This is a genomic window from Prevotella veroralis DSM 19559 = JCM 6290 (assembly GCF_000377625.1).
GTDB lineage: Bacteria > Bacteroidota > Bacteroidia > Bacteroidales > Bacteroidaceae > Prevotella > Prevotella veroralis.
This window is the reverse complement of the sequence record NZ_KB898331.1, coordinates 1-23868: the sequence shown is the minus strand read 5'-3', so window position 1 is coordinate 23868 and position 23868 is coordinate 1. Positions and strand designations below refer to the sequence as shown.

Annotated in this window: 16 protein-coding genes and 1 pseudogene; 8 read left to right on the top strand and 9 right to left on the bottom strand. The window is 42.5% G+C overall.

Annotated features, from left to right (window positions below; genetic code table 11):
* Positions 1 to 539: 539 nt before the first annotated feature.
* Both D464_RS0107340 and D464_RS13190 read left to right on the top strand, forming a co-directional pair.
* Entirely contained in the window at positions 540 to 4175 is a 3636-nt protein-coding gene (locus D464_RS0107340; RefSeq protein ID WP_024985864.1) for a hypothetical protein, read from the top strand.
* Between the two features lie 13 nt (positions 4176 to 4188).
* Positions 4189 to 4380: a hypothetical protein gene (locus tag D464_RS13190; protein ID WP_004382989.1), complete on the top strand. Its 192-nt coding sequence runs from the start codon at positions 4189 to 4191 to the stop codon at positions 4378 to 4380.
* A gap of 345 nt (positions 4381 to 4725) precedes the next feature.
* On the opposite strand, the gene ybeY is transcribed toward D464_RS13190, so the two are convergent.
* From ybeY to ruvB, 3 genes are all read right to left on the bottom strand, one after another.
* Positions 4726 to 5157 carry an rRNA maturation RNase YbeY gene (gene ybeY / locus D464_RS0107330; protein WP_018910826.1) on the bottom strand — a complete coding sequence of 144 codons (432 nt, stop codon included), beginning with the start codon at positions 5155 to 5157 and terminating at the stop codon, positions 4726 to 4728.
* 26 nt (positions 5158 to 5183) lie between these two features.
* Complete coding sequence (coaD, locus tag D464_RS0107325; RefSeq protein ID WP_018910825.1) at positions 5184 to 5630, bottom strand: pantetheine-phosphate adenylyltransferase; 447 nt, start codon at positions 5628 to 5630, stop codon at positions 5184 to 5186.
* A 154-nt stretch (positions 5631 to 5784) separates the two neighbouring features.
* Positions 5785 to 6819, bottom strand: coding sequence for a Holliday junction branch migration DNA helicase RuvB (ruvB, locus tag D464_RS0107315; RefSeq protein WP_004382985.1), 1035 nt, complete (start codon positions 6817 to 6819; stop codon positions 5785 to 5787).
* A gap of 262 nt (positions 6820 to 7081) precedes the next feature.
* On the opposite strand from ruvB, the gene D464_RS0107310 reads away from it, so the two are divergent.
* Positions 7082 to 8008 carry a YitT family protein gene (locus tag D464_RS0107310; protein WP_018910824.1) on the top strand — a complete coding sequence of 309 codons (927 nt, stop codon included), beginning with the start codon at positions 7082 to 7084 and terminating at the stop codon, positions 8006 to 8008.
* A gap of 637 nt (positions 8009 to 8645) precedes the next feature.
* On the opposite strand, the gene D464_RS0107305 is transcribed toward D464_RS0107310, so the two are convergent.
* Genes D464_RS0107305 through D464_RS0107295 form a run of 3 tightly spaced genes read right to left on the bottom strand, consistent with a single transcriptional unit; the run spans position 8646 to position 11957 of the window.
* Positions 8646 to 9779 (bottom strand): acyltransferase family protein, encoded by a 1134-nt coding sequence (locus D464_RS0107305; RefSeq protein WP_018910823.1) that lies wholly within the window; start codon positions 9777 to 9779, stop codon positions 8646 to 8648.
* A 10-nt stretch (positions 9780 to 9789) separates the two neighbouring features.
* On the bottom strand, positions 9790 to 10980 hold the full coding sequence (locus D464_RS0107300) for an FprA family A-type flavoprotein (RefSeq protein ID WP_018910822.1): 1191 nt from the start codon (positions 10978 to 10980) through the stop codon (positions 9790 to 9792).
* Between the two features lie 38 nt (positions 10981 to 11018).
* The gene (locus D464_RS0107295; RefSeq protein ID WP_018910821.1) at positions 11019 to 11957 is read right to left on the bottom strand and encodes a carbohydrate kinase family protein; all 939 of its coding nucleotides are present in this window, start codon (positions 11955 to 11957) and stop codon (positions 11019 to 11021) included.
* A 142-nt stretch (positions 11958 to 12099) separates the two neighbouring features.
* Here D464_RS0107295 and D464_RS0107290 point away from each other — a divergent pair, with 142 nt between their 5' ends.
* From D464_RS0107290 to D464_RS0107270, 4 genes are all read left to right on the top strand, one after another.
* Positions 12100 to 13341 (top strand): M16 family metallopeptidase, encoded by a 1242-nt coding sequence (locus D464_RS0107290; RefSeq protein WP_018910820.1) that lies wholly within the window; start codon positions 12100 to 12102, stop codon positions 13339 to 13341.
* A 132-nt stretch (positions 13342 to 13473) separates the two neighbouring features.
* Entirely contained in the window at positions 13474 to 14745 is a 1272-nt protein-coding gene (locus D464_RS0107285) for an NAD(P)/FAD-dependent oxidoreductase (RefSeq protein WP_018910819.1), read from the top strand.
* 736 nt (positions 14746 to 15481) lie between these two features.
* A complete protein-coding gene (locus D464_RS0107275; protein WP_018910817.1) occupies positions 15482 to 17383 on the top strand; it encodes a DEAD/DEAH box helicase in 1902 nt (633 codons plus the stop codon).
* A gap of 25 nt (positions 17384 to 17408) precedes the next feature.
* The gene (locus tag D464_RS0107270; RefSeq protein WP_018910816.1) at positions 17409 to 17897 is read left to right on the top strand and encodes a methylated-DNA--[protein]-cysteine S-methyltransferase; all 489 of its coding nucleotides are present in this window, start codon (positions 17409 to 17411) and stop codon (positions 17895 to 17897) included.
* A gap of 363 nt (positions 17898 to 18260) precedes the next feature.
* On the opposite strand, the gene D464_RS0107265 is transcribed toward D464_RS0107270, so the two are convergent.
* The 3 genes from D464_RS0107265 to D464_RS0107255 all read right to left on the bottom strand — a co-directional run bounded on the left by D464_RS0107265 (position 18261) and on the right by D464_RS0107255 (position 23183).
* Positions 18261 to 20384 (bottom strand): S46 family peptidase, encoded by a 2124-nt coding sequence (locus D464_RS0107265; protein WP_018910815.1) that lies wholly within the window; start codon positions 20382 to 20384, stop codon positions 18261 to 18263.
* 58 nt (positions 20385 to 20442) lie between these two features.
* Entirely contained in the window at positions 20443 to 21888 is a 1446-nt protein-coding gene (locus D464_RS0107260) for a lipopolysaccharide biosynthesis protein (protein WP_018910814.1), read from the bottom strand.
* A gap of 68 nt (positions 21889 to 21956) precedes the next feature.
* On the bottom strand, positions 21957 to 23183 hold the full coding sequence (locus tag D464_RS0107255) for a nucleoside recognition domain-containing protein (RefSeq protein ID WP_018910813.1): 1227 nt from the start codon (positions 23181 to 23183) through the stop codon (positions 21957 to 21959).
* Positions 23184 to 23708: 525 nt separating this feature from the next.
* Here D464_RS0107255 and D464_RS13935 point away from each other — a divergent pair.
* Positions 23709 to 23868, top strand: a pseudogene (locus D464_RS13935) (IS982 family transposase); the annotation flags it as partial.

Genomic DNA, 23868 nt, shown 5'->3' with positions numbered 1-23868 from the left:
TTTTAATCCTAAAGTATATTTCTATTTAGGCTATCATTCTTTAGTCATCATACTTAATTATGGTATAACTTCTATGTTTCTCAAACGTACACACTATACTTATCTTGTTTCTCCAAGTACTTTGGAGAGGTTCTCCAAAGCACTTGTAATAGTTGTACAAAAGCCTTGGAGAAAAAAAGAAAGACATTTGTATTGACCTTTCGAGATAAAACTTAATTCCTCAACACTCTATTAGTTGAACTTGTAACCACCCCTTTCGAGGAGCTTCATGTGTCTCGTTCTGTTACCACTTTGTACTGATTGTAGCAATTTTTGTACACTTTGAACGCTTCAAATTAGTATTTTTGATTCCATGGATAGTTGAATGTCCGTTAATATATGCACAGACGCATATTAATGATAGCCACAGAGTCTATCGTTTGTAAAGTTATTTGGCGACATTAAATTGTTTTTTTATTTTTGTGAAAGCAACTGTCGAGACCAAGAGGCATTTTACGTATCAACTCCACACAATATATATCAGATTTATATAAGTATTTATGAACTTAAAGAAAAGAATTATGAAGTACCTGTCTTTATCATTAAAAGGGAGAGGGCGGCGGCTGATTCTGATTCAGCAGACAATGGTATTATTGATACTATTTGCCTCTTTCTCGGTTTCCAAAGCACAAAACGTGACTATAAGTCCCCAGTCTGGGAAGTTGGTTGCAGGTTTGACCTATGAAAATGAAGTTGGATTCCAACATGGTTGGAGTTCGTTGTGGCGGCATAATCAGTTACCACTAACACTGACTGTTTCCGACAAGACGGAACTGGTGGAAGGGGGACAGCTGAAGGATCCAGCAGGTAACATCTCTTTAGATAACCAACAAGGAATGTATGTTGTGATGGGTGGAAAGAACGTTACAACCTGTATGAACATTTCTCTGCCCAAGGGCTTTCGCTTTACTCGTTATCGCATCGTTCTGATGAATAATCTTAATGGTAAAACGGTCAATACCATGCAGATTAAAGGCATGAATAAAGTTATGTACGAAACAGATGAAAAGTTTAATCAGCGTATTCCGAAAGCAAAAACAGACGTAATGGGATCATACAATGATTCCAAAGAGTATGTTATTGAGCGAACCAGTAAGGATGATGCCGATATGGGTAACAACCTTTATTTTTATTTCTGGAGGCAGTGGGACGAGTTCTATGGTGTGACTATCAAGTCATGCGAGCTTTACTTCACCGCTGAAGGGCCATTTCAGGCAAACGTAGCTCCAGGTTCACCTTCTATGATTATCAAGGATGGTGTTAATATGGTGGATGTTCCTTTTGCTACCAGTAAGCTGGACTTAGGAGAAATAAAGCCGAACAAAAAAAGCGGCGTGACATATTTTAGTTACGACTATCGTAATGTCAGGGAACTTATGGCGAACAATCATTTCTATCAGCAGGATGCTGTCACAAGCGACAAGAAACTGCCAGCAACAGCTAATACTGGTGACATCCAGGCATTAAACAATGATGGAAAGCTCTATTATGCCGTTGGTAATAACACCTATTATATTGAGACACCCACTTCAACCAAGTCGCAGGATGAAAAAGACGTTCCGCTGGGCTATCGTATTACGAGTGCCAAAATCAAATATCACTATGGCACGGCTGCAAATTCTAGTAGTGTCCCTTACAATGATGGTTTCTATATTACGGCAAAAGGAGGAACCTTTGGTTTGAAGACATACTATCTTCAGCCAGATGGTAAGTGGAACGAGAACAGACCAGTAGTCTGGACAATGACTGGTGAAGGTAGTGGTAAACTCTACAGTGGGGGCAGTTATCTGTATACTCATTATGCAAACAAGACGTATTACCTGTATCCGACAAATAGTCCTACGAAGGCTTCGGTATTTCAGAAGATTGGTGATCGTATCAGGAGAGTTGTTGATGGTAAGACTTTGTATCTCTCTATGCCTGACAGAAAGGGCAATGCCCAGCTGCAAGACAAGAGCAATGCTTTTGCCACATACTCACAGGCAAATGGAACAGTAGACAATCCAGCCTTCACTCCTTCACCTTATACTTTAAGGGTATATGCTACCGACAAGAACACCCCTTATAAAACTATTAAAGTAACCTCAGGGGCTGACGGAACCATTGAGATACCCAATCTAAACAACGATGCTGTCAAGTTTGAGGTGTCTGGTCTGGCTTCTGGTTCAAAAGCTCTCGTTACCTTTGAACTAACCCTTGAAGCACTGGATCCATTCATCAACTCTATTGACATCATTTGTCATTCGTTGAAAGCAAACGGTCCTACGCTAATGCAACAGTTCACATCCAACGATTTCCAAGTATCAGGTGGCAAGTTTCTTTTCTATGTGCCAAAGGATTTCATGGGTGATACAGAGAGATGTAAGTTCACGTTTGAGAACCTATACAGCAAGTATGGAGACAACACTTATCCCGGTGGAACACGCCATGCACGCTACTACTTCGCCAAGTCAGACTATTACAACAGCTTCGGTGATGGAAAGCAGTATATGGCTACGGGTATGGAAGAAGCCGACAAGAAAGTGAGCACTAAGATGTGCGGTGACAAGCCTTTCAAGTATAGCAACATTGATGAACTGAACAACAATAATACCAGTTCGAGCCCGACAACACTCAAGGAGTACCCTTATTCTGAGTCACTTTATAGAGAACAGGGCGGAACATTCACCAGCAACATTGAAGTTGCCATCAATAAGTCCAAGGAATGTTACCTTTTCACGGGAGATGAAACACGATGGAACATAGCACCGACCACTGCATTGGAGCATCGCTACTATGCCTATTACCTCATGGACATCAAGCTCATTGTTAAGGACTACAAGGCGCAGTGTGAATTGACAAAGATCTATGACCATACTTGCTACAACCTTGAAGGCAAAGATACAGATAAGCCTATGTATGGTGGCAGATTCGTTGCCCTTGATGCGCAGACAAATCAAAAGATACCTACAGGTAATGCTTACCTAACTGTTCCGATGATGGAGAAGGCTCTCACGGAAGCACTTGCTGCTAAGCATGCTACGGGATATGAGGTACTATATCTTGACTATACTGACCTTTATTCTGTCCATATTCCAGAGAAGAAAGAGATGGATCGCATGAAGGGACTGCTGAACCCGAACTGCTTAATCTACTTCCCAGAGCGTTCCAATTACAATGAGGATAACTATGTGCAGAAGACGAAGAGCGGAGACTACCATGCCTGCAAGAACATCGTTATTACTGACAGGCAACCATTCTTTGCTCCATACAAGATTACTGTTCCGAGGGAGAATTATGCAATCTATCAACGAGAGATCACTATCCCAAAGAATGGTAAGGTAGCGAATGCTTCTATTATCCTGCCGTTCACGCTCTCGTTGACAAATGGCATACACACCAATGCCACTGCGGATGCCTGCTCGTTCGAGGTGTTGAGAATGCACGAGGAAGACTGCCTGTTCCTGTCAGATCCCGAGACTGCTTCGTCCCGTAACTATTACGCATCGGCAAAGTTCGATCGTGTTGAGGGCAGCAGTACCGAAGCTAACGTACCTTACATGGTCAAGGTAATCAATGCACCTACCGATGAAAAGATTTCCTTCATTGCCACACAATATGGTGCGGATGTGATGGCATCTGAGGACAAACTGGAAACTTCAGGCTACACCTATTCGGGTGAAAAGGCAACAGGCAAGATTGCAGGCAATGCTTATCAGTTCAGCAACTGCGGTTCTTATGCAGGCATGAAGGTAGACAGAAACACAAAGAACGTATTCTACTTCTCTGGGAACATGTTCCTTAGTTCTAAGAATCTTCTCCTAATGTATCCGTCAGTTTACGTTTATCCTTTCCGTGCATGCTACCTCTACAACAGAAGTAGTCAGGGAGCAAAGGAGATGATAGGCTTTGATGTTATAACTGATTATGACGGTATGACAACAGGTATCTCCGACCTTACCCATGAGCCAGATCTTGCTGTTCAGACGGGCAGGGGACACATTATGGCAACGGCTGCAAAGTCCGTACATTTCAGTATCCACAATGCAAACGGAATGAAGGTCGAGACTGTGACGCTCAATGCTGGTGAAAGTAGAACAATAGAACTACCAGCAGGACTCTATCTTATCAATGGTACAAAGGTTATTGTAAACTAAATAATTCAATGTTATGAAACGAACGTATATTCCGCCTAAGACTTGGGAAACTCTGGTAGCATCCGAACTCCTTCTCACTGTAGGTAGTGGAAGCAGCAATGACCATGCTGATAGCAAAAAGAATCCTTTTTGGTCTGAAGGATATGAAGAAGATGAATCTCTCAATTCATCTTGGTCGAGAGTGAGAGGCATCTGGGAAGACTAATTGTCAGAGATTACAAACTTTGGTCTTGACAAATATTGAGATCGAAGTACCTTTCTGGCAAAGATTTCAGACAGAGGTTGTATTCTTTTAATTTAGAATCTGACACTTTAGTCAGATTAAAGTACTCTATATAAGATTTAAGGAAAGCGACACGTATGGTTCTTTGAAACCATACGTGTCGCTTTCTAGTATTTTATGTATCTTCTTTTTAGAAGCTAAGTGTGTAATATTTTACTATCGAAACAAGGGCTGATAGAGCAGAAATAATTATATGGTGCAGCCTTTCTGCAATTATGCTGAACTATGGGCGTACAATACAGGATGGCTGGTATAACGATAGACTACCTATTTCTCAGTCTGCATTCTCTTGAGAAGTGCAAGCGCCTTGTTCTCGTTCTCTTCCATAATCTCACGTTCGCCCGGACCCTTGTCATTGATTCCACAGAGATGAAGAATACCATGTATGATAACACGAAACAGCTCTTCCTCATACACCTTACCAAATAGTTCCGCATTGGAACGTACAGTGTCGAGTGAAATTACAAGGTCGCCATTCAGCACATCACCCTCATCATAATCAAAGGTAATGATGTCTGTGTAGTAATCATGCCCTAAGTACTCATTGTTCACTTCGAGTATCTTCTCGTCATCAACAAACATATACCCTATTTCCCCGACTTTCCTTCCGTAGGTAGCAGCAACAGCCTTTATCCAACGAGAAGTATCACGTTTCCTGATTTTAGGCATCTTTACGCCTTCTGCACTATATGTAATCATTTGCTTCAGTTGTTTTTCTATTCTTGTTAATACCCCTTTGGAAGGAACTCCGATATATCTCTTCCAAAGTGTTGAAGCTCTCTCACCATAGTAGAACTAATGCTTGACAGCTGCGGTTCGGCATAGAGGAAAATGGTCTCAACGCCTGACAATAATCTATTCACATCTGCTTGCTCCCGTTCATATTCGAAGTCTTTCACACTGCGAACACCTTTTATAATATATGTCGCTTGCTCTCTACGAGCGAAATCGATGGTTAAGTCGCTATATGCTTTTACTTCTATCTTTGGCTCATCAGCATAGAGACGCTTGATACGCATCACTCGCTCCTCCGCATCCAACATATACTTCTTCCGCTCATTCACCCCTACACCAATGATAATATGGTCGAAGAGCGGTAAAGCACGGCGTACTATAGAGGCGTGCCCAATAGTAAATGGATCGAAACTACCAACAAAGAGTCCTTTATTCATCTATTATCTCCCACCTAATCTTCTGTGCCAACATCTCCAAGAGAGCATTATCAGCAGCAGGAATACTTATTGTTCTATTCATCTTAACCTCCTTGTTTCTACCGCAAATATAGTTTATTTCCATTAGAAAACCAAATAGATAACAACTTTCTTATCAGTCGAATAGACTGGGTTGGAGCGGGTTGTCATGGAAAGAGTTGCGCCCTAAGTGGTCATAAGCAAGCTGAGTTGCAACACGCCCACGCGGTGTTCTCTTGATGAAACCTTCCATAATCAAGAATGGTTCGTACACCTCCTCAACCGTTCCGGCATCCTCACCTATGGCAGTAGCAATGGTTGATACGCCAACAGGTCCACCTCTGAACTTGTCAATAATGGTAAGTAGTATCTTGTTATCGATCTCATCCAAGCCATATTGATCAATGTTCAATGACTGCAAGGACATCATTGCTATTTCTGGAGTTATCGTTCCATTGCCCTTCACTTGGGCGAAGTCTCTCACACGTCGAAGCAATGAGTTACAGATACGAGGCGTCCCACGTGAACGTCGAGAAATCTCAACAGCAGCCTCATCAACGATTGGAACCTTCAAAAGATACGCCGACCTCTTAATAATACGTTGTATTGTTTCGGGGTCATAATACTCTAAATGCAGGTTAATACCAAACCTCGCACGAAGCGGAGCAGTAAGAAGTCCACTGCGAGTAGTGGCTCCGACGAGTGTAAAAGGGTTCAGATCAATCTGTATGGAACGTGCAGAAGGACCCTTATCAATCATTATATCGATGCGATAGTCCTCCATTGCAGAGTATAAATACTCTTCAACGACAGGCGAAAGACGATGGATTTCATCAATAAAGAGCACGTCGTTGGGTTCTAATGATGTCAGAATACCTGCCAAATCACCTGGTTTATCAAGCACCGGACCAGAAGTTATCTTAAAGCCAACGCCTAATTCGTTTGCAATGATATTACTCAACGTCGTCTTACCCAGTCCCGGTGGACCATGCAAGAGCGTATGATCGAGTGGTTCTCCCCTGTACTTCGCTGCTTCAACGAACACTCGAAGGTTCTCAACAACCTTCTGTTGTCCACTAAAGTCATCGAATTTCAATGGGCGGAGAGCGTTCTCAAAGTCTTTCTCGGCCGATGAGAGCCTCTCTTCATGTATATCAAAATCTTCCGACATGTTATCTTTCTGTTTTAGAAAAAAAGAGTACTTGCGAACGTGTCAAACATCCTTATGTAGGGAAAAAACGGCTCGTTCAATATCTATTGAGTGTTTGTAAGATTCCAGTTATATACTCTTTATCAAATTGGATATATGACCTATGCTCTTTACAAGTGCTATTTATTTTCTGCAAAGGTAGTGTATTTTTTCCGTGCAGGTGCTTTGTTTCGGAAAATTTATCTAAATTTGCAACATGAACTAACGCTTTATCCTTATACGTATGATCAACAGAATGAATAAGAAACTACTTTATCGTGAGATCCTCGACTACATCATGATAGCCGCAGGAATGCTCTTCTACGCAATCGGTTGGACTATCTTTCTATTGCCCAACCACATTGGCAATGGTGGTGTAGCAGGTTTTGCATCTATCATCTATTGGGGAAATGGAATCCCCGTAAGCTGGACTTACTTCTGTCTGAACGCTATTTTACTGGCTGTGGCACTAAAGGTTCTCGGCTTAAAGTTCTGTATTCGCACCATTTATGGTGTAGTAGTTCTTACCATCTTAGTGAATGTCTTGAGCCAAGCCTTCCCTCATCCAATGCTCTTGCATGGGCAACCTTTCATGTCAGCAATCATCGGAGCAGTCTTTTGTGGTGTTGGTCTTGCTTTCGGACTATCGTATAATGGAAGCTCAGGTGGCTCCGATATCGTTGCAGCTATCGTCAACAAGTATCGCGATATATCGTTAGGTCGGGTCATCCTATTGGTTGATATGACGATAGTAACAGGTAGTTACGTCGTTCTTCACAGTTGGGAGCAAGTGATTTATGGCTATGTAAACCTCATCATAACATCCTTCGTACTTGATCAAGTCATCAATTCAAGTCGCAGATCAGTACAGTTCTTGATTATTTCTGAGCGTTATAAGGAGATATGCGATATGATTTCTCAAGCCCAGCCACACCGCACCAGCACCATTATTGACGCTAAGGGCTATTATACGGGGCATGACTTAAAGGTTGTAATCGTGGTTACACGCCAGCGAGAAGCCTCTTACGTTTATCGTATGATAGATGAGATTGACCCAGACGCATTCGTTACACAGAGTCAAGTAATGGGTGTTTTCGGTAAGGGATTCGATAAGTTTAAGGTGAAACGTAAGGTGCATAAGGAGCAGATAACATCGACAAGTAAAGAATAACATCAGTTCTGGTTGTAACGAAAAAGAGTGACAGGAATGTATCAAATATGCCATAATAGGGCTGTTTGATACATTCTTTTTTATGCTTATTATCAGCCTTTTATCTTAATCTAAGGCTCATATAAAACTAAGGAAAAGCCCTCACCAATTAGAGAGAATACGCCACAAAGTAGGCACAAATGCCCCATTCCACGACCTCTCTTCGAATGGGGAGGAGAGTAAATAGCCTCATGTGCAAACAACGGGGGCGTTTCCTTGCTATGAAGGAAGCCTCTCTTTGCGTCAACGAAACGCCCTTCTCAAATGGAAGAAAGCATCTACTCCTATTTAAATGATGCAACAAAATAATCCCCGTTAGGCTCTCCTTCCCTTGGGGGAGGCTGGGAGGGGGTTCCAGACGAGGGCATCTGTTCCTATTTTGTGGCACTATTTGGGATTAAAAGAACCTGTTCAAGATAGCTTCTATGATGCACTCTTTTTGAAAAGAAAAGCGTTTGCTAAAAGTGACTAAAGCCCCATGCAGGTCATGTGTGGCACTTTTCTTGTCTTATTCTTTATGTTTGGTTTGTTTGCAAAGATATTGCTCTTGTTATGAAAAGATGTTTTAGAGAGATGTGCTTATTGCCCTTTATGAGTATTACTGACGACCTCCTGTTAAGAAATAGAGTGAGATTGGAGTAATACGTCGGAGTAATATAAATGGTAAAATACAAGTTGCTGTAAGGATAACAGGGGAAAGAAAATAGATAATTAGTAGACTTGTAGATCCTGTGATCGGTATCCATTCCAACTTGAGAGACCATAAGATGATACCTTGAGGGAGTGTGTGTGCAGCATAGATAAAGAACGATGAATCCGTTAATATATTAGGGATCAACTTTGGAGTAAGCCCTTGTTGCTGTCTACGATCAATGATGTGTGTGGTCAGAGAGATTATAGTAACGATTAAGGCAGCATACATGAGGTTAGTAAGTTGTGCCCAATAGAAGAAACAAGCACCGATGATTCCATATATTCCGTAGGACTTAAACATCTTTGTTACGTCCCATTTTTGAATGGAAAAGGTTGCTCCAAGACTAAAGAATAATAGGCTCTGCCCCCATTCTTCCCATTGATCAGGTAAATAATGGATAGCATATAGAAATATTATAAGCACGTATAATGCTAATCTTTTGTGCCATTGAGAAAGGAAATGGATAGCAGTATAAATGAGCGGAGAGGCTAATGACAAGACCATAAGGTTACGGACGAACCACAAAGGGATGTCTATTGGAGTAGCAATACCGCCTTTATGTCCAATAAGACTTGTGTTCCAAAAGATTAAAAGATAATCTTTAAGTGTGAAATCAGATAGCGGCTTATCAATAATAGCAGTCCATCCTGGGCGTAAAGAACTACCAATGGCGATGATCAGGAGGAACAATAAGTTCCATAATATATAAGGTATGAGTAACGACTGCAGCCTATGACGGAGCTTGTTGATATACACTTTACGTGTAAACTGTTTACAATGAAAGAACAACAAGCCACTAATGAAAAAGAAAAACGGGTTCGCTAATGGAGCTAACGAACCCGATATAAAGTCGATGAATGTTCCTAATGATAGGTTGATATTACCTATTGGGAGCGAAAAAGATGCTTTTAGAGCGTTGTCCCAAGCAAAGGATACACCTTTGAAGTTAGAATGAACGAACAAAACTAGTACGATGAGAGGGAAGCGTAAAGCCGTAATAACCTGTGAAAGAGTGTTAGTTGTGTCCGTTTTAATCATCTTTTCCCTCTTATTCAGCCAATAGCTTAGCAGCCATCTCACGTCCTAAGCGAGCACATTCAGCCTTGATTTCTGGTGTGAGCGCCTGCTTCATCTCAACAGGTTCGCCCACCTTCTCGAAGTGGAGATGATTCTCATTCCATTCGCCGATAGCAGCAACCGCCTTTGAAGCCCATGAGTAAGAGCCGAACCAACCGATGTAATGGTTCTTAATGTCACGATTGGCAACCTCTTGGAGTAGTACGTCCATCTCGTGATAAAGCCCTGCATTGTAAGTAGGAGCACCCACGATGAGACCACGGAAGCGGAAGATGTCTTGAAGAATGTAGCTATGGTGCGTCTTTGATACATTATAAAGACGAATGTCCTTAACGCCAGCTAAAGAGGCAGCACGTGCTATTTGTTCTGCCATTCGTTCGGTGTTTCCATACATCGTACCATAGCAGATGACCAAGCCAGGGTCTGTTTCATACTTTGACATGCGGTCGTATAAACCAATAACCTTATCTACATATTTATGCCAAACGGGCCCATGTGTAGAGCAGATATAGTCTATATGAATACCTGCGAGCTTCTTCAAAGCATTCTGAACAGGTGTGCCATACTTTCCAACGATGTTTGAGTAATAGCGAACCATCTCTAACCAACACCAGTCGGTATCAATCTCTTGATCGATGAAACCACCATTTAATGCACCAAAACAGCCGAAGGCATCGCCTGTGAAGAGGTGAGAAACCTCGCCTTTACACAATGTCATCATTGTTTCCGGCCAGTGAACCATAGGTGTCATAAAGAACTGTAAGGTGTGAGCACCTAGTGATATTTCCTCTCCGTTCTTAACTTCTATGGTGTTATCTTTGATTCCGTAGAAGCCAGACATCATGTCGAAAGTCTTTTTATTACCAATGACTTGTATGTTAGGATAGTACTTCTTCAATAGAGCTAACGACCCAGAGTGGTCAGGCTCCATGTGATTAATGACGAGATAGTCAATCTGTCGGTCGCCTAAAACCTCTCGAAGCTTTTCAATGAACTGTACGAAGAAGTCTACCTCAACGGTATCAATAAGGCAAACCTTCTCATCGTCGATGAGATAAGAGTTGTAACTAACACCGTAAGGCAATGGCCACAAGCCCTCAAAGAGAGCCTTGTTCCGATCGTTAACGCCTACGTAATAAACTTTATTGGCAATTTCTATCATTTTTATATCATGTTTAGTGTGGTCTGTTCGGATGTGTTTTAGGAGTGAGAGAGCTTCATTCTCTCCCCAAACTCCTTGCTTACATAGTTGAAGATATCCTTACAACAATCAGCAGAGAAGGCTAAGGCACATTCAATCACCTTGTCCCATTGTTCTTCCGTTAAGCCCCTTTCGAGGTCAGCACGTGTAATGCCATGTTTCAAGATACCGAATATAATGCCTGCATTGAAGTTGTCTCCGGCACCGATGGTACTAACAGTATTCGTGTTATGAACAGGGTATGACTTCTTAAAATCACGTCCCCCACGTACCTCAACAGGTTGACTTCCGTGTGTATAAATGAATTGTTTGCAATAGAAAGAAATCTCTGCATTATACACCTTATCGGCTTCCTCTTTCTTATAAAGCGTCACAAAGTCTTCATGACTACCACGAACAATGTCTGCATAATCGAGGTTCTCTATCAGATTAGGCGTTATCTTGATGACCTCATCCTTATGAACTGGTCGGAAATTAACGTCATAATAGATGATAGCTCCATGCGAACGAGCATAATCAAGAAGCCCCATTACTTGTGGACGAATGACCGGGTTCACTGCATAATACGAACCGAAAAGAACGATGTCATCGGGTTGTATATCTGGATAAGTAAACTCTAGTTGGTCATGAGGATGGTCTTTATAGAAGATGTATTCGGCATCATTGTTCTTATCAAGGAACGCCAATGAGACAGGAGACTTCGAATCAGGGAAGATACTGATGTTATCAGTACTCACGCCATTATCCTTTAAAAACTTAATAATATATTCTCCGACATGGTCATTGCCTGCTTCTGAAATAAACGTAACGTCCACTCCGCATCGACCCAATGAAGTGATAGCATTGAAAGTAGAGCCACCTGGCACTGCTTCCACAGGTTTATTATCCTTGAAGATGATGTCTAAGACGGTCTCACCGATACCTATAATTTTTCGCATTTGATTGTGAATTACGATTGTGTTCCACTTTAGTTGTGCAAATATAGTGTAATTTGAGCGGACTACAAAAAGATTCCCTCTTCTTTTTTCATTGCTTATTAAAGACGCAAACTATCTCATTCTTTTTTCTTACTTTTGCACTATGATACACTATCAAACGGCAGTTTTGGATAACGGACTGCGTATTATCGCTCTTCAAACAGCCTCACCTGTGGTCTATTGTGGCTACCAAATCAATGCAGGAGCAGCCCATGAGCAGCCGAATAAGGAAGGAATAGCCCATTTCTGTGAGCATGTTACATTCAAGGGAACCACTCGTCGCACTGCTTTAGACGTCATTAACTGTCTTGAAGAGGTGGGAGGTGATTTAAATGCATTTACCACTAAGACCGATACGGTGTATTATTCGGCTATCTTGAAAGAGCACCTTTCACGTGCGATAAGCCTTCTTACGGATATAGTCTTCCATAGTGTCTATCCACAGAAAGAGATTGATAAGGAGGTGGAAGTCATCTGTGACGAGATAGAATCGTATAACGACAGCCCTTCCGAACTGATTTATGATGAGTTCGAAAACCTTATCTTTCATGGACATCCATTGGGGCATAACATCTTAGGGACGTCAGAACGTGTGCGAAAGTTCACTACCAAGGATGCACTTCACTTCACTCATCAACATTACCGACCTAATAATGCCGTCTTCTTTGCCTATGGTAACGTTGATTTCAACATGCTTTTGCAACTTTTGTCACAAGAGAATGGCACAAATGTGACCACGATTGGCGAACTTAATAAGCATTTGGAGAAGCCGCTACCAGTGTTGAGTGCATACGAACCACAGACAATTAAGATTGACAAACACACTCATCAAGCACATGTAATGATAGGTAATCGTGCCTATGCAGTGCATGACAAAAGGCGAATGGCACTCTATCTCTTGAATAATATATTAGGTGGTCCTGGCATGAATGCACGTTTGAACCTTGCATTACGCGAACGGAGAGGCTTGGTGTATACGGTAGAAAGTACGATGGTAAGCTACTCTTCAACTGGATTATGGAGTATTTACTTTGGTTGTGATGCGCAAGATGTGGACGAGTGTATGGCTCTTGTACGTGCAGAATTAGACCATTTCATCGACAAACCATTGACTGATTCAGAGCTAACAATAGCCAAACAGCAGATTAAAGGACAGATTGGTATTGCTTGCGACAATCGTGAGAACCTTGCACTCGACTTCGGTAAGGGCTTCTTGCACTATGGTTGGAAGAAGGACATCACGGCACTTTATCGTAATATTGACGCTATTACGGCAGAGGAGATACAAGCAGTTGCACAAGAGTTGTTCGTTGAAGAACAACTTACGAAACTAATTTACGAATAGGAATTGATTGATAAGAAACAGAGGTGTTTGACGTGTTTTCTTCAAAAGAAAGATGGCCTTGGCATGATATTCTCTGTTTGCTCTAATATAGAAATAGGTAACAAACATACAAAACATAAATAGTGCAGGATAATGAAAGCAAACATTGCGCATACAGATAAGCAAAGAGTCGTTATCGTTGGAGGTGGACTTGGTGGATTGGAACTGGCTTCTAAGTTGGTTGATAACGACTTTCAAGTGGTCTTGATAGATAAGAATAACTATCATCAGTTTCCTCCCTTAATCTATCAAGTGGCATCAGCAGGACTTGAGCCAAGTAGTATCTCGTTCCCATTCCGCCGTATCTTCCAAGGAAAAGACGATTTCTTCTTCCGCATGGCAAAGGTCGAAGCAGTGGACGCAAGCAATAAGATGATTAAAACATCAGTGGGTGACGTCCATTACGACTATCTTGTTTTGGCAGCAGGAGCGAAGACTAATTACTTTGGAAACAAGGAAATTGAGGCAACAACACTCCCGATGAAGACGGTGGGAGAGGCTATGCGCCTTCGTAATACCATCCTTCACAATCTTGAAAGAGCAGAGACGGAAGAAGATCCAGCACGCAAGCAGGCTTTGATGAATATTGTTGTTGTGGGTGGTGGAGCCTCTGGTGTGGAGATAGCAGGTGCTGTTGCCGAGATGAAAAAGAACATCTTGGAGCGTGATTATCCTGATCTTGAGGCCTCACAGATGCACATTTATCTTGTTAATGCTGCTGATAGACTTCTTTCGGCAATGGATCCTGCATCCTCAGCAAGGGCTGAGCGCGATTTGAAAGAGCTACATGTGCATATTCGTCAGCCGCAGTTTGCAACAGAATATAAGGATGGTATATTGAAAACAAGTGCTGGGCTTGAGATTCCGGCAGAAACAGTTATTTGGGTGAGTGGCGTCTGTGCGAACACTATAGAGGGTTTGCCGAAGGAAAGCATTGGGCATGCAGGTAGAATCTTGACCGATCGTTTCTGTCGCGTGAAGGGCTTGCAAGATGTCTATGCTATAGGCGATCAGAGTTTGATAGAGGGTGATAAGGACTATCCTTTGGGTCATCCTCAGTTGGCACAGGTGGCTTTGCAACAGGCAAAATGTGTTGCGCAGAATCTTAAAAACCAACTGCAAGGCAAGGAAGAAGAGCCATTTAAATATAAAAACCTTGGTGTTATGGCAACCATCGGACGTAATCATGCGGTAGCAGAGATTAATGGTAAGAAGTTCGGTGGATTCCCTGCTTGGCTCTTATGGTTGGTAGTTCACCTTCGTTCCATTCTAGGAGTAAAGAACAAAACCTTCATTCTTTTGAATTGGATATGGAATTATCTGAATTACAAACAGAGCTTACGTCTGATATTGAAAGCTAAGTAATCAGTAGGTCTATGACCTCGGTACGATAAGAGATGACCCCTTGATACAATGTTAGATACCTTGTTCTATCATGTATGAAGGGGGCTTTTATTGTCCGCTGGATACTTCCTTTCGTTTGAAAATATGCTTTCCTTATCGAATAAATAGTTTAAAAAGTGGTATTAAATAAACTGATTCTCACGAGAAAATAGTTTATTTTTGATTCTCAATAACGCCTTTCTCCATCATAGAAGAAAGTTTTCTCTGGTTGAAGAGATGGTTGTTAGGAATAAAAAAAGGCTTCGCATCACTGCGAAACCTTGATTTAACATTAAACTTACTCACGTAAGTTGCATGTTTCTGTACTAACTCAAATAATTAACTTTAATAACGACTATTTTTCTATTTGACGTTACAAAGGTACGAAAAAGGTATTAAATAAGTGTATTTTAGTAAGTAAATTCTCTTCATTTTAGACTTTATAACAAAAAGAGGAGGTCATCTGTATAGATTTGATGAATATATGTATTCTGTCTATAATATTTATACTTTATTTCCCAGGAAGCCTGATTTATGGTTAGTTTTATTTGTTTGTTCCAACTTCTTGCAGTACCTTTGCACCCCATAAAGGTAGCATGCCACCTGAGAGTCTGCGTGTTTTAGTCGAAGAGAAGAGCGCAGGCAAGTGTCTTTCTGTGGGTTCGTTTGGTGGCGAGTTTACCTTTTCTATAGGATAATAAATAATAAACAAACGAATTTGAAGACATTTGAAGAGTTGGGCGTGAGCGAAGAGATTCGCCGTGCCATTAGTGAGCTTGGATTTGAACATCCAATGCCTGTACAAGAAGAAGTAATCCCTTATTTATTAGGTAATCGAAATGACGTTATCGCCCTAGCGCAGACTGGTACTGGAAAGACGGCTGCCTTTGGTTTACCACTGCTTCAGAGGATTGATACAAGCAGTAAGTCGACACAAGCGATAGTGCTTAGTCCGACCCGAGAGTTATGCTTGCAGATAGCAGATGACCTCAAGGACTTCGGTAAGTACATCCCTCATCTGCACATCGCAGCCGTTTATGGCGGTGCTTCCATCGATACCCAGATCCATCAGTTGCGTCATGGTGTACAAATCATTGTGGCTACTCCAGGTCGATTAATCGACTTAATGCACCGTGGAAAGGCTCGTTTGGACCAAGTACGGAACGTTGTTTTGGATGAAGCTGACGAAATGCTGAACATGGGTTTCCAAGAGAGTATCACCGAGATACTCACTGGTGTGCCTGAAGACCGTAATACTCTTCTCTTCTCAGCAACGATGAGTAGGGATGTAGAAAAGGTGGCAAAGGGTTACTTACACGACTATAAAGAGATTGTTGTGGGCAGTCGTAACGAAGGAGCGGAGAGCGTTAACCATATCTATTATATGGTGAATGCACGCGACAAGTACCTTGCTTTGAAGCGATTGGTGGACTTCTACCCTAAGATTTACGCCATTGTATTCTGTAGAACGAAGGTAGAAACACAAGAGATAGCCGATAAGTTGATTAAAGACGGATACAATGCTGAGTCGTTGCATGGCGACTTGTCACAGCAACAACGTGACCTTACAATGCAGAAGTTCCGCTCCCATCTCACACAAATCCTCGTTGCGACTGATGTTGCAGCACGTGGATTGGATGTGAATGATCTGACACATGTCATCAACTATGGGCTTCCTGACGATATAGAAAACTATACGCACCGTTCGGGTCGTACAGGTCGTGCGGGCAAGAAGGGTACTTCCATTTCGATTATCCACTCTCGTGAGAAATATAAGGTACGTAACATTGAACGTGAGATAGGTAAGGAATTTATTGATGGAACGCTTCCTTCGCCTGAAGAGATATGCAAGAAACAACTCTTCAAAACGATGGATAACATCTTGAAGACGGATGTGGATGAGGAGCAGATAGCACCTTACATGGAGGATATCAACCGCCAGTTTGAGTATATAGATAAGGAGGATCTGATCAAGAAGATTGTTACGTCCACCTTTGGACGCTTCCTTGACTATTATAAGAATGCGCCAGAGATTGAGAAACCATCGGCTCGCAGCAATCGTGAGGAGGGTCGTAGCGGGCGTAGTGAGGGCAGAGCAACACGCAGCCGTGGCTCACGTAAGGCAGAGAAAGGCTTTAAGCGACTCTTTATTAACCTCGGTAAGAATGACGGGTTCTATCCTGGTGAGGTGATGCAGTTCATTAATAAGAATATGAATGGGCACCAGGCAGTGGGGCATATAGACCTTCTTGCTAAGCAAAGTTACATCGAAGTGCCTGAACAAGACGCCCAGAAGGTGATGAAAGCCTTAGATGGTGCTGTCTACAAGAGGCGTAAAGTGCGTTGTAATGATGCTGATGAGCCAGGGCACGGACGCTCGGCTGGTGGTCGTTCTACTGGTAGTCGTGGTGGTTACGGAAGCCGTACTGAAGGTCGCCAAGACGATCGTGGGCGCAGAGGTCGTGGGCGTCGTCAATCAGAGAATGACGCTCCGTTTGCTACACATAAGTTCAAGAAAGACGATTGGAAAGAGCTTATGAAAGGTGCACCAGCAAAGCTGAAAGGTGAAGAACCCGACTTCTCAGAAGAGGGGTGGGCACGTAGATGCCCGAAGAAGTAAGTCTTATCAACCTTAGTCCGCTGTTATGTTCTATTGTCGTTACCAATCTCCCTTGGGCATACTCGTGCTTGCTGAGGCTGAAGGAAAGCTAAGATATTGTTGGTGGGAGGATGTTATGGAGAGGAAGATAGGCGATGATTGGACGGAAGTTGATTGTTCGGATGATTCCTTATTGGCTGAGGCTTGTCGGCAGTTAAACGATTATTTCTCTGGCAAACGAGGCTCATTTGACTTACCATTGGGCTTTGACGGAACACCCTTCCAACGCCTCGCATGGCAGACCTTATTAACCATTCCTTATGGAGCGACGCTCTCTTATACCGAACAAGCTCGAAGAATGGGGCGAGAGAAGGCTGTAAGAGCAGTTGGGAATGCCAATGGTCATAACCCTTTAATGCTCTTTGTTCCCTGTCATCGAGTCATTGCTTCGAATGGAACCTTGGGCGGTTATGCGGGTGGAACAGACCGAAAAAGACAATTACTAAGCATAGAGAAAGAGGATGTGTCAGATTAGGCACATCCTTTTTGTTGGTAGTAAGCAATCTGTCTCACGCTCCTTAATAATAATGAGTAGACTTCGCTTTGATCGAAGTAAAGCTATGTTATCACCGTTGTGATACTTCAGTATCATGTGGGTGATACTCAAGTTTCATAAGGATGAAACTCGGTTGGATTGGTAGTTCCTATATTGTATTACAATAAGAAGCTGGGCTTTAATACCTATCTTGCGGTTTGTTCATAGCTAAAAAGAGGCTGTATCACATCCTTTTATCAATCGTTTGCATTGATAAGAGAACCGATACAGCCTCTTGGTTATTTGTGTTACGCTATCTGGTGATTGGTATTCTCTTCATCAGATAACCGATTTTACTTGTGCTTATTGTGGATTAATCTCCTTTAGTAGGCGGTCAGCATGTCCCCACTTATCCATGAGATAGAGTACGAAACGGATGTCAACGCCAATGCAACGAGCAAGTTTGCGGTCGAAGTTGATGTCACTTGAGAGGCTATCCCAGTTGCCATCAAAGGCGAGACCAATGAGTCGTCCCTTGCCATCAAACATCGGGGAACCAGAGTTTCCACCAGTGATATCATTGTTAGTAAGGAAACATAGTTGCATTTTACCAGTCGTCTTGTCAGTGTAAGAACCGAAGTCTTTTGCGCTCATAAGCTCTTTCATGATAGGTTCTACCTGATAGTCCTCTATCTTTGAGCCTTCATCCATCTTCTTAACAATGCTCTCTGCGGTTGTATAATAGTTGCTGTTGAAGCCTCCAATCATGTATCCTCCTACCTGTCCATACGATAGGCGCATGGTGGAATTGGCGTCGCTATAATGTGGCAAGTCCATCTCCATTTGTACTTTAGCCTCACACAACTTCTTCTCTTCAGCGTCAATCTCTTCCGTCTTATTGCTTAGGTCGGCAAGAATTGCACGATAATTCATGAGCAAACCAACGCCTAACATCACTCCAGGGTCCTTGAGCGTCTTCTCGTTCTGATAGAACTTTTGACCTTTCTTGAGTAGTTTGCTATGCGAATAGAGCCACTTAGTGTACTTCTCGTAATCGTTGCCGAACTTCGTCTTGATGGTCTCGTAGAAGTCAGGAAGGAACTTTGCTGGTACATGTTCACCATAGTTCTTTAGCATGGCAGCCGCCATCTCTTGGTCAAGGGCAGGGTTCCATTCATCTTGATTATCCTCATATACCATGTACTGCTTCTTTGGTTCGTTCGCAGGACCATACATCTTGAGGGAGCCACGAGCCATGTTAAGTGCTCTGGTGAATAACTCTGACGTTCTCCAGAACGACTCCATCCAATACATACTGGCAAGTTTTGCATCATTACTATTCGAATAGAGCTTAGCCAACTTATCGAAGTCAACCTTTACAGTTGGGTCTTGGATATTCTTCTCTTTGAGCCATGTACGAATGCGAGCTTCGTACTCTGCCTTCTGACGAATCAGTCCGATAGAGTCGATACACTTGTTCATTCCCATGGAGTTCTTCCAATAGTTCGCAGCCTGAACGTATCTGTTCTCGTATTGTATGCGTGTCTTCTCGTTCTTATCCATGTACTTCTTCATGAGTGCGAGTTTGATATCTCGAGCTTGAACACGTACTGAATTGTCGATGTCACGGCGCTGTTGAATACCATAAGAAGACAAGTAACGACTTGTTGAACCTGGGTAACCAATGGTCATAGCGAAGTCCTTGTCCTTGTAACCCTGCATGCTCACGGGTGCCCAATGGGCTGGGTGATAAGGCACATTGTCCTTTGAGTAGGCTGCAGGACCATTCGTTTTAGGGTCTGCGTAGATGCGGAATACAGAGAAGTCACACGTCTGTCTCGGCCACATCCAGTTATCTGTCTCACCTCCAAACTTACCCATACTCTTAGGTACAGTGAATACTAAACGGACATCAGGGAAGTCTTGATAAGTTGTTGCATAATACTTATTTCCCTCATAGAAAGGATCGATGTTGATGTGTAAAGTCTTATCAATCGCTTTGATTGAGTCGGTTAGATGATTCGTGAGGGAGTCTATTATGGCTTCAGTCTGCTCTGCGTTCTTTCCTGCGATGAGCTTGTTCACACGTGCCGTAACGTCCTCTTGCTTCTTCATAAACGACACATAGAGGTTCTCGTTAGGTAGTTCTTCAACGTAATTCTTCGCATAGAAGCCATCCTTCATATAGTCATGTTCTACAGTGGAGTGGGCATTGATAGCACTAAAACCGCAATGGTGATTGGTGAAGACCAATCCATCTGGAGATACAACAACGCCAGAACAGTAACCAGAGAAGCTCACAACGTAATTGCTAATAGCGTTGGGAGAGTTGTAAATCATGTCACATGGCAACTGAAAACCCTCTGCCACCATCTGTTCGTAGACAGCATCTGGGAGGTTGTGGAGCGTCCACATACCTTCATCAGCATGGATAGAAGGACTGCTTAAAGCCAATGACGCAGCAATAAGTAAGGTTGATTTCTTCATGTTTAATATAATTGGTTGATGATATTCTTAGGTTTCTTTCATTCCTCAAACACTCTCCTTAACTCTTATGTCTCCGTATCTTTATCAGTGGAAGGTCGTGGTAAAGGACGTGAGCAACGAAGAGTAAGATGATAATCGTGTTCACGGTAAGGGCGAGAGGGGCGGATAAACGTTCATTGCTGATTGTTATTCCTGCAAAGAAAAGACCGCCGATGAGTACATAAACAAAGATACTCTTCAATGGATAAGCAATGGGATACTTACGTTGACCGACGATATAAGAGAGTATCATTGCCGTTGCATTGCCTAAGAAACCAGCCCATGCACAGGCAATGTAACCATAACGTGGTACGAAGATCACGTTGATTCCAATGATTACAGCACATCCAATGCCAGAGAAATAGGCACCCCAGATGGTCTTATCAATGAGCTTATACCAGAAACTAAGGTTGAAGTAAACGCCCGTCATGATACCACCAGCCATCACGATAGGTACGACCTTCAGTCCAACCCAATAGTCACGACCAATGATGTGACGCAGAATATCCATATAGCCCATTACCACCAAGAAGGCAAGTAAGGTGAAGATGATAAAGAACTTCATAGCTCTTGCGTATGTCTCTTTGTTGTCTTTGTCTCGAGACTTACCAAAGACGAAGGGTTCATAAGCGTATCTGAATGCCTGCGTAATCATTGACATGATCATAGCAATCTTACTGGCGGCACCGAAGATACCGAGTTGTGTATGTGCATCGTTATTCTTGTAGACATAAGGAAAGAGTATGTAACCTGCCGTCTGATTAAGTATTCCCGCAATACCGAGGATGAGGATAGGCCAAGAATAGGACAGCATCTTCTTTGCGAGAGGCACATCAAAGAGCTTTCCACTGCCGAAGAATCCGTCTTTCAGCTCTCTCCAGAAGCAGAAAGTGATAGTTCCTGTACATGCCAAGTTGATGTAGAAGGCATAACCCACCTCATGTCCACCTAATACGAGATAGTAAGCAAGGTTCAAGATGATATTCAATGCGATGAATAAGAGTTTGAAAGCTGCGAACTTGATAGGGCGTTTCTTATATCTAAGATATGCAAAGGGAATGCACTGGAAAGCATCAATCGCTACTGTGATAGCCATTGCCCATACGTAAGAGGGGTGTTCCGAATAGCCCATAAAGTTACAGATGGGCTGTATAAAGATGAATACTAGAGCAATAAAGAGCAGGGATGTAAAGCCTACAAGCGTCAATGTCGTTGAATAGACACGCTTTGGATCCTGATCACTCTTATTGGCGTAACGGAAGAAAGTGGTCTCCATTCCGTATGTAAGAACGACGAGTAAGAGGGCAGTATAGGCGTATATGTTTGTGATAACACCATATCCTCCGCTCGCCGCACTAATCTTTGCGGTGTAAAGGGGTACGAGAAGATAGTTTAAGAACCTTCCGATGATACTGCTCATACCATAGATAGCAGTGTCTTTTGCAAGTGATTTTAAATTTGCCATTGCTTGTTTTTATTATTAGGCACCCACTTTTAGAGAAGTAGTAACCCCTAATCGTCTTATATTTGTTACTAGAAGAAGATATAACAGATAGCGATTGCAGCTATTACACCAGCCAAGTCGGCTAGCAGTCCACAGGCTACTGCATGTCGAGTGTACTTAATGCTAACACTACCGAAGTAGACTGCTATGATGTAGAAGGTGGTATCTGTTGATCCTTGGAAGATACAACTCAATCGTCCAACGAATGAGTCTGCACCGTATGTCCTCATTGCTTCAATCATTAGTCCACGTGCCCCACTACCTGAAAGAGGTTTCATAAGAGCCGTAGGGAGTGCATCGACGAACCGAGTATCCAGTCCGCAGGTTTCGACGAACCATCTAATACCTTTCATCATAAGCTCCATACCACCTGAAGCACGGAATACTCCGACAGCCACTAAGATAGCAACTAAGTAAGGAATAATGCGTACTGCCGTATGAAAACCCTCTTTTGCCCCTTCGATGAAAGCGTTATAAACGTTGATCTTCTTTAGTAGTCCGGCAACGATGAATAGGACGATAATGGTCATCAAGATGAGGTTTGAGGCAACAGAAGTTACTGTTGCCATGGTCTGTTTGTCCATCTGTCCAAAGCTCCAGATGACTACTCCAACAAAACCCATCAGTCCGATGAGCCCTAAGAGGAGCGTGGGTTGGAAGATATTAATGCGTTGCCAGCCTGCAGTAATCAGTATTCCAACCAGTGTAGCGACGGTAGTTGCCAATAAGATAGGGATGAATACGTCAGTTGGTTGGGCTGCCCCGTACATGCTTCGATAGCCAAGAATAGCTGTTGGAATGATGGTTAGTCCTGAAGTATTCAGCACTAAGAACATGATCATGGGGTTTGTTGCTGTGTCTTTCTTCGTGTTTAGCTCCTGCATTTGGCTCATCGCCTTTAGTCCGGTAGGCGTTGCTGCATTATCAAGACCCAACATGTTGGATGCAATATTCATGAAGATCGACCCCATGACAGGGTGGTTTCGTGGGATATCAGGGAACAGCTTTGATAGAAAAGGGCTCAACATGCGTGCAAGAACATTGACGATTCCCGCTTGCTCACCTATCTTCATGATGCCCAACCACAATGCCAAGATTCCAGTTAGGTTCAGTGATGTTGTAAAAGCGGTCTCAGATGATTCGAAGGTAGCCTTTACCATCTTCTCAAATATAGTCGTGTCGCCCATCAGAAGAGAGATAATTCCAAAGATGAAAGCGATGAGGAAGAACGCTATCCAAATATAGTTCAGTACCATTTAACCTATTTGTTACTGTTAATTCTTTGTCTTTTGATTGATGAAAAGGGAACTACTGGTAGCGAATGTGCCATTCTTCCCATTGCAAAGATACGCATTTATGCGTTAACATGGGTCATAATAAAGAAAAAAGATAGGTGCTTGTGGTGAAAGAAAGGGGGATGATAGGGGTAAAGGTATGCTCATTGAAAGCCTCCCCAAGCCCTTTCGAAAGAGGGGATGTGCCTACGGGGGTTAGTAAAGGAACGCCCTTCTCGATTTGAGAAGGGCGTTTCCTTACATTGAAGAGGGCGTTCCTTTGGTGTGAAGAAAGCACTTCCTTGATTGTACCTATTATCTATCTCGAAAAGAAACATCGTCTTAAAGTAGGGACAGACGCCCTCGTCTGTCCGCCAAGCGGATGTTTTCTTGTTAATAAATTAACGTGAGTTCGACGAATTATAAATGTCTATAAATTTGGTGATTAGCGAAATTTGTTGTAACTTTAAGGAGCTAATATACAAACAGTTACAAACAAAAATCGCTATGATCACCGAGGACAAAGTTACTGAAATATTTTGTATGGCAGATGACTTCTGCAAGTTTTTTGATGCAATGACAGCAAAATATACGCTAAAACCTACAGGAAAAAGGAAATATCATCGAAATTCTACAATGTCAAAGGCAGAAGTTATGCTGATAATAA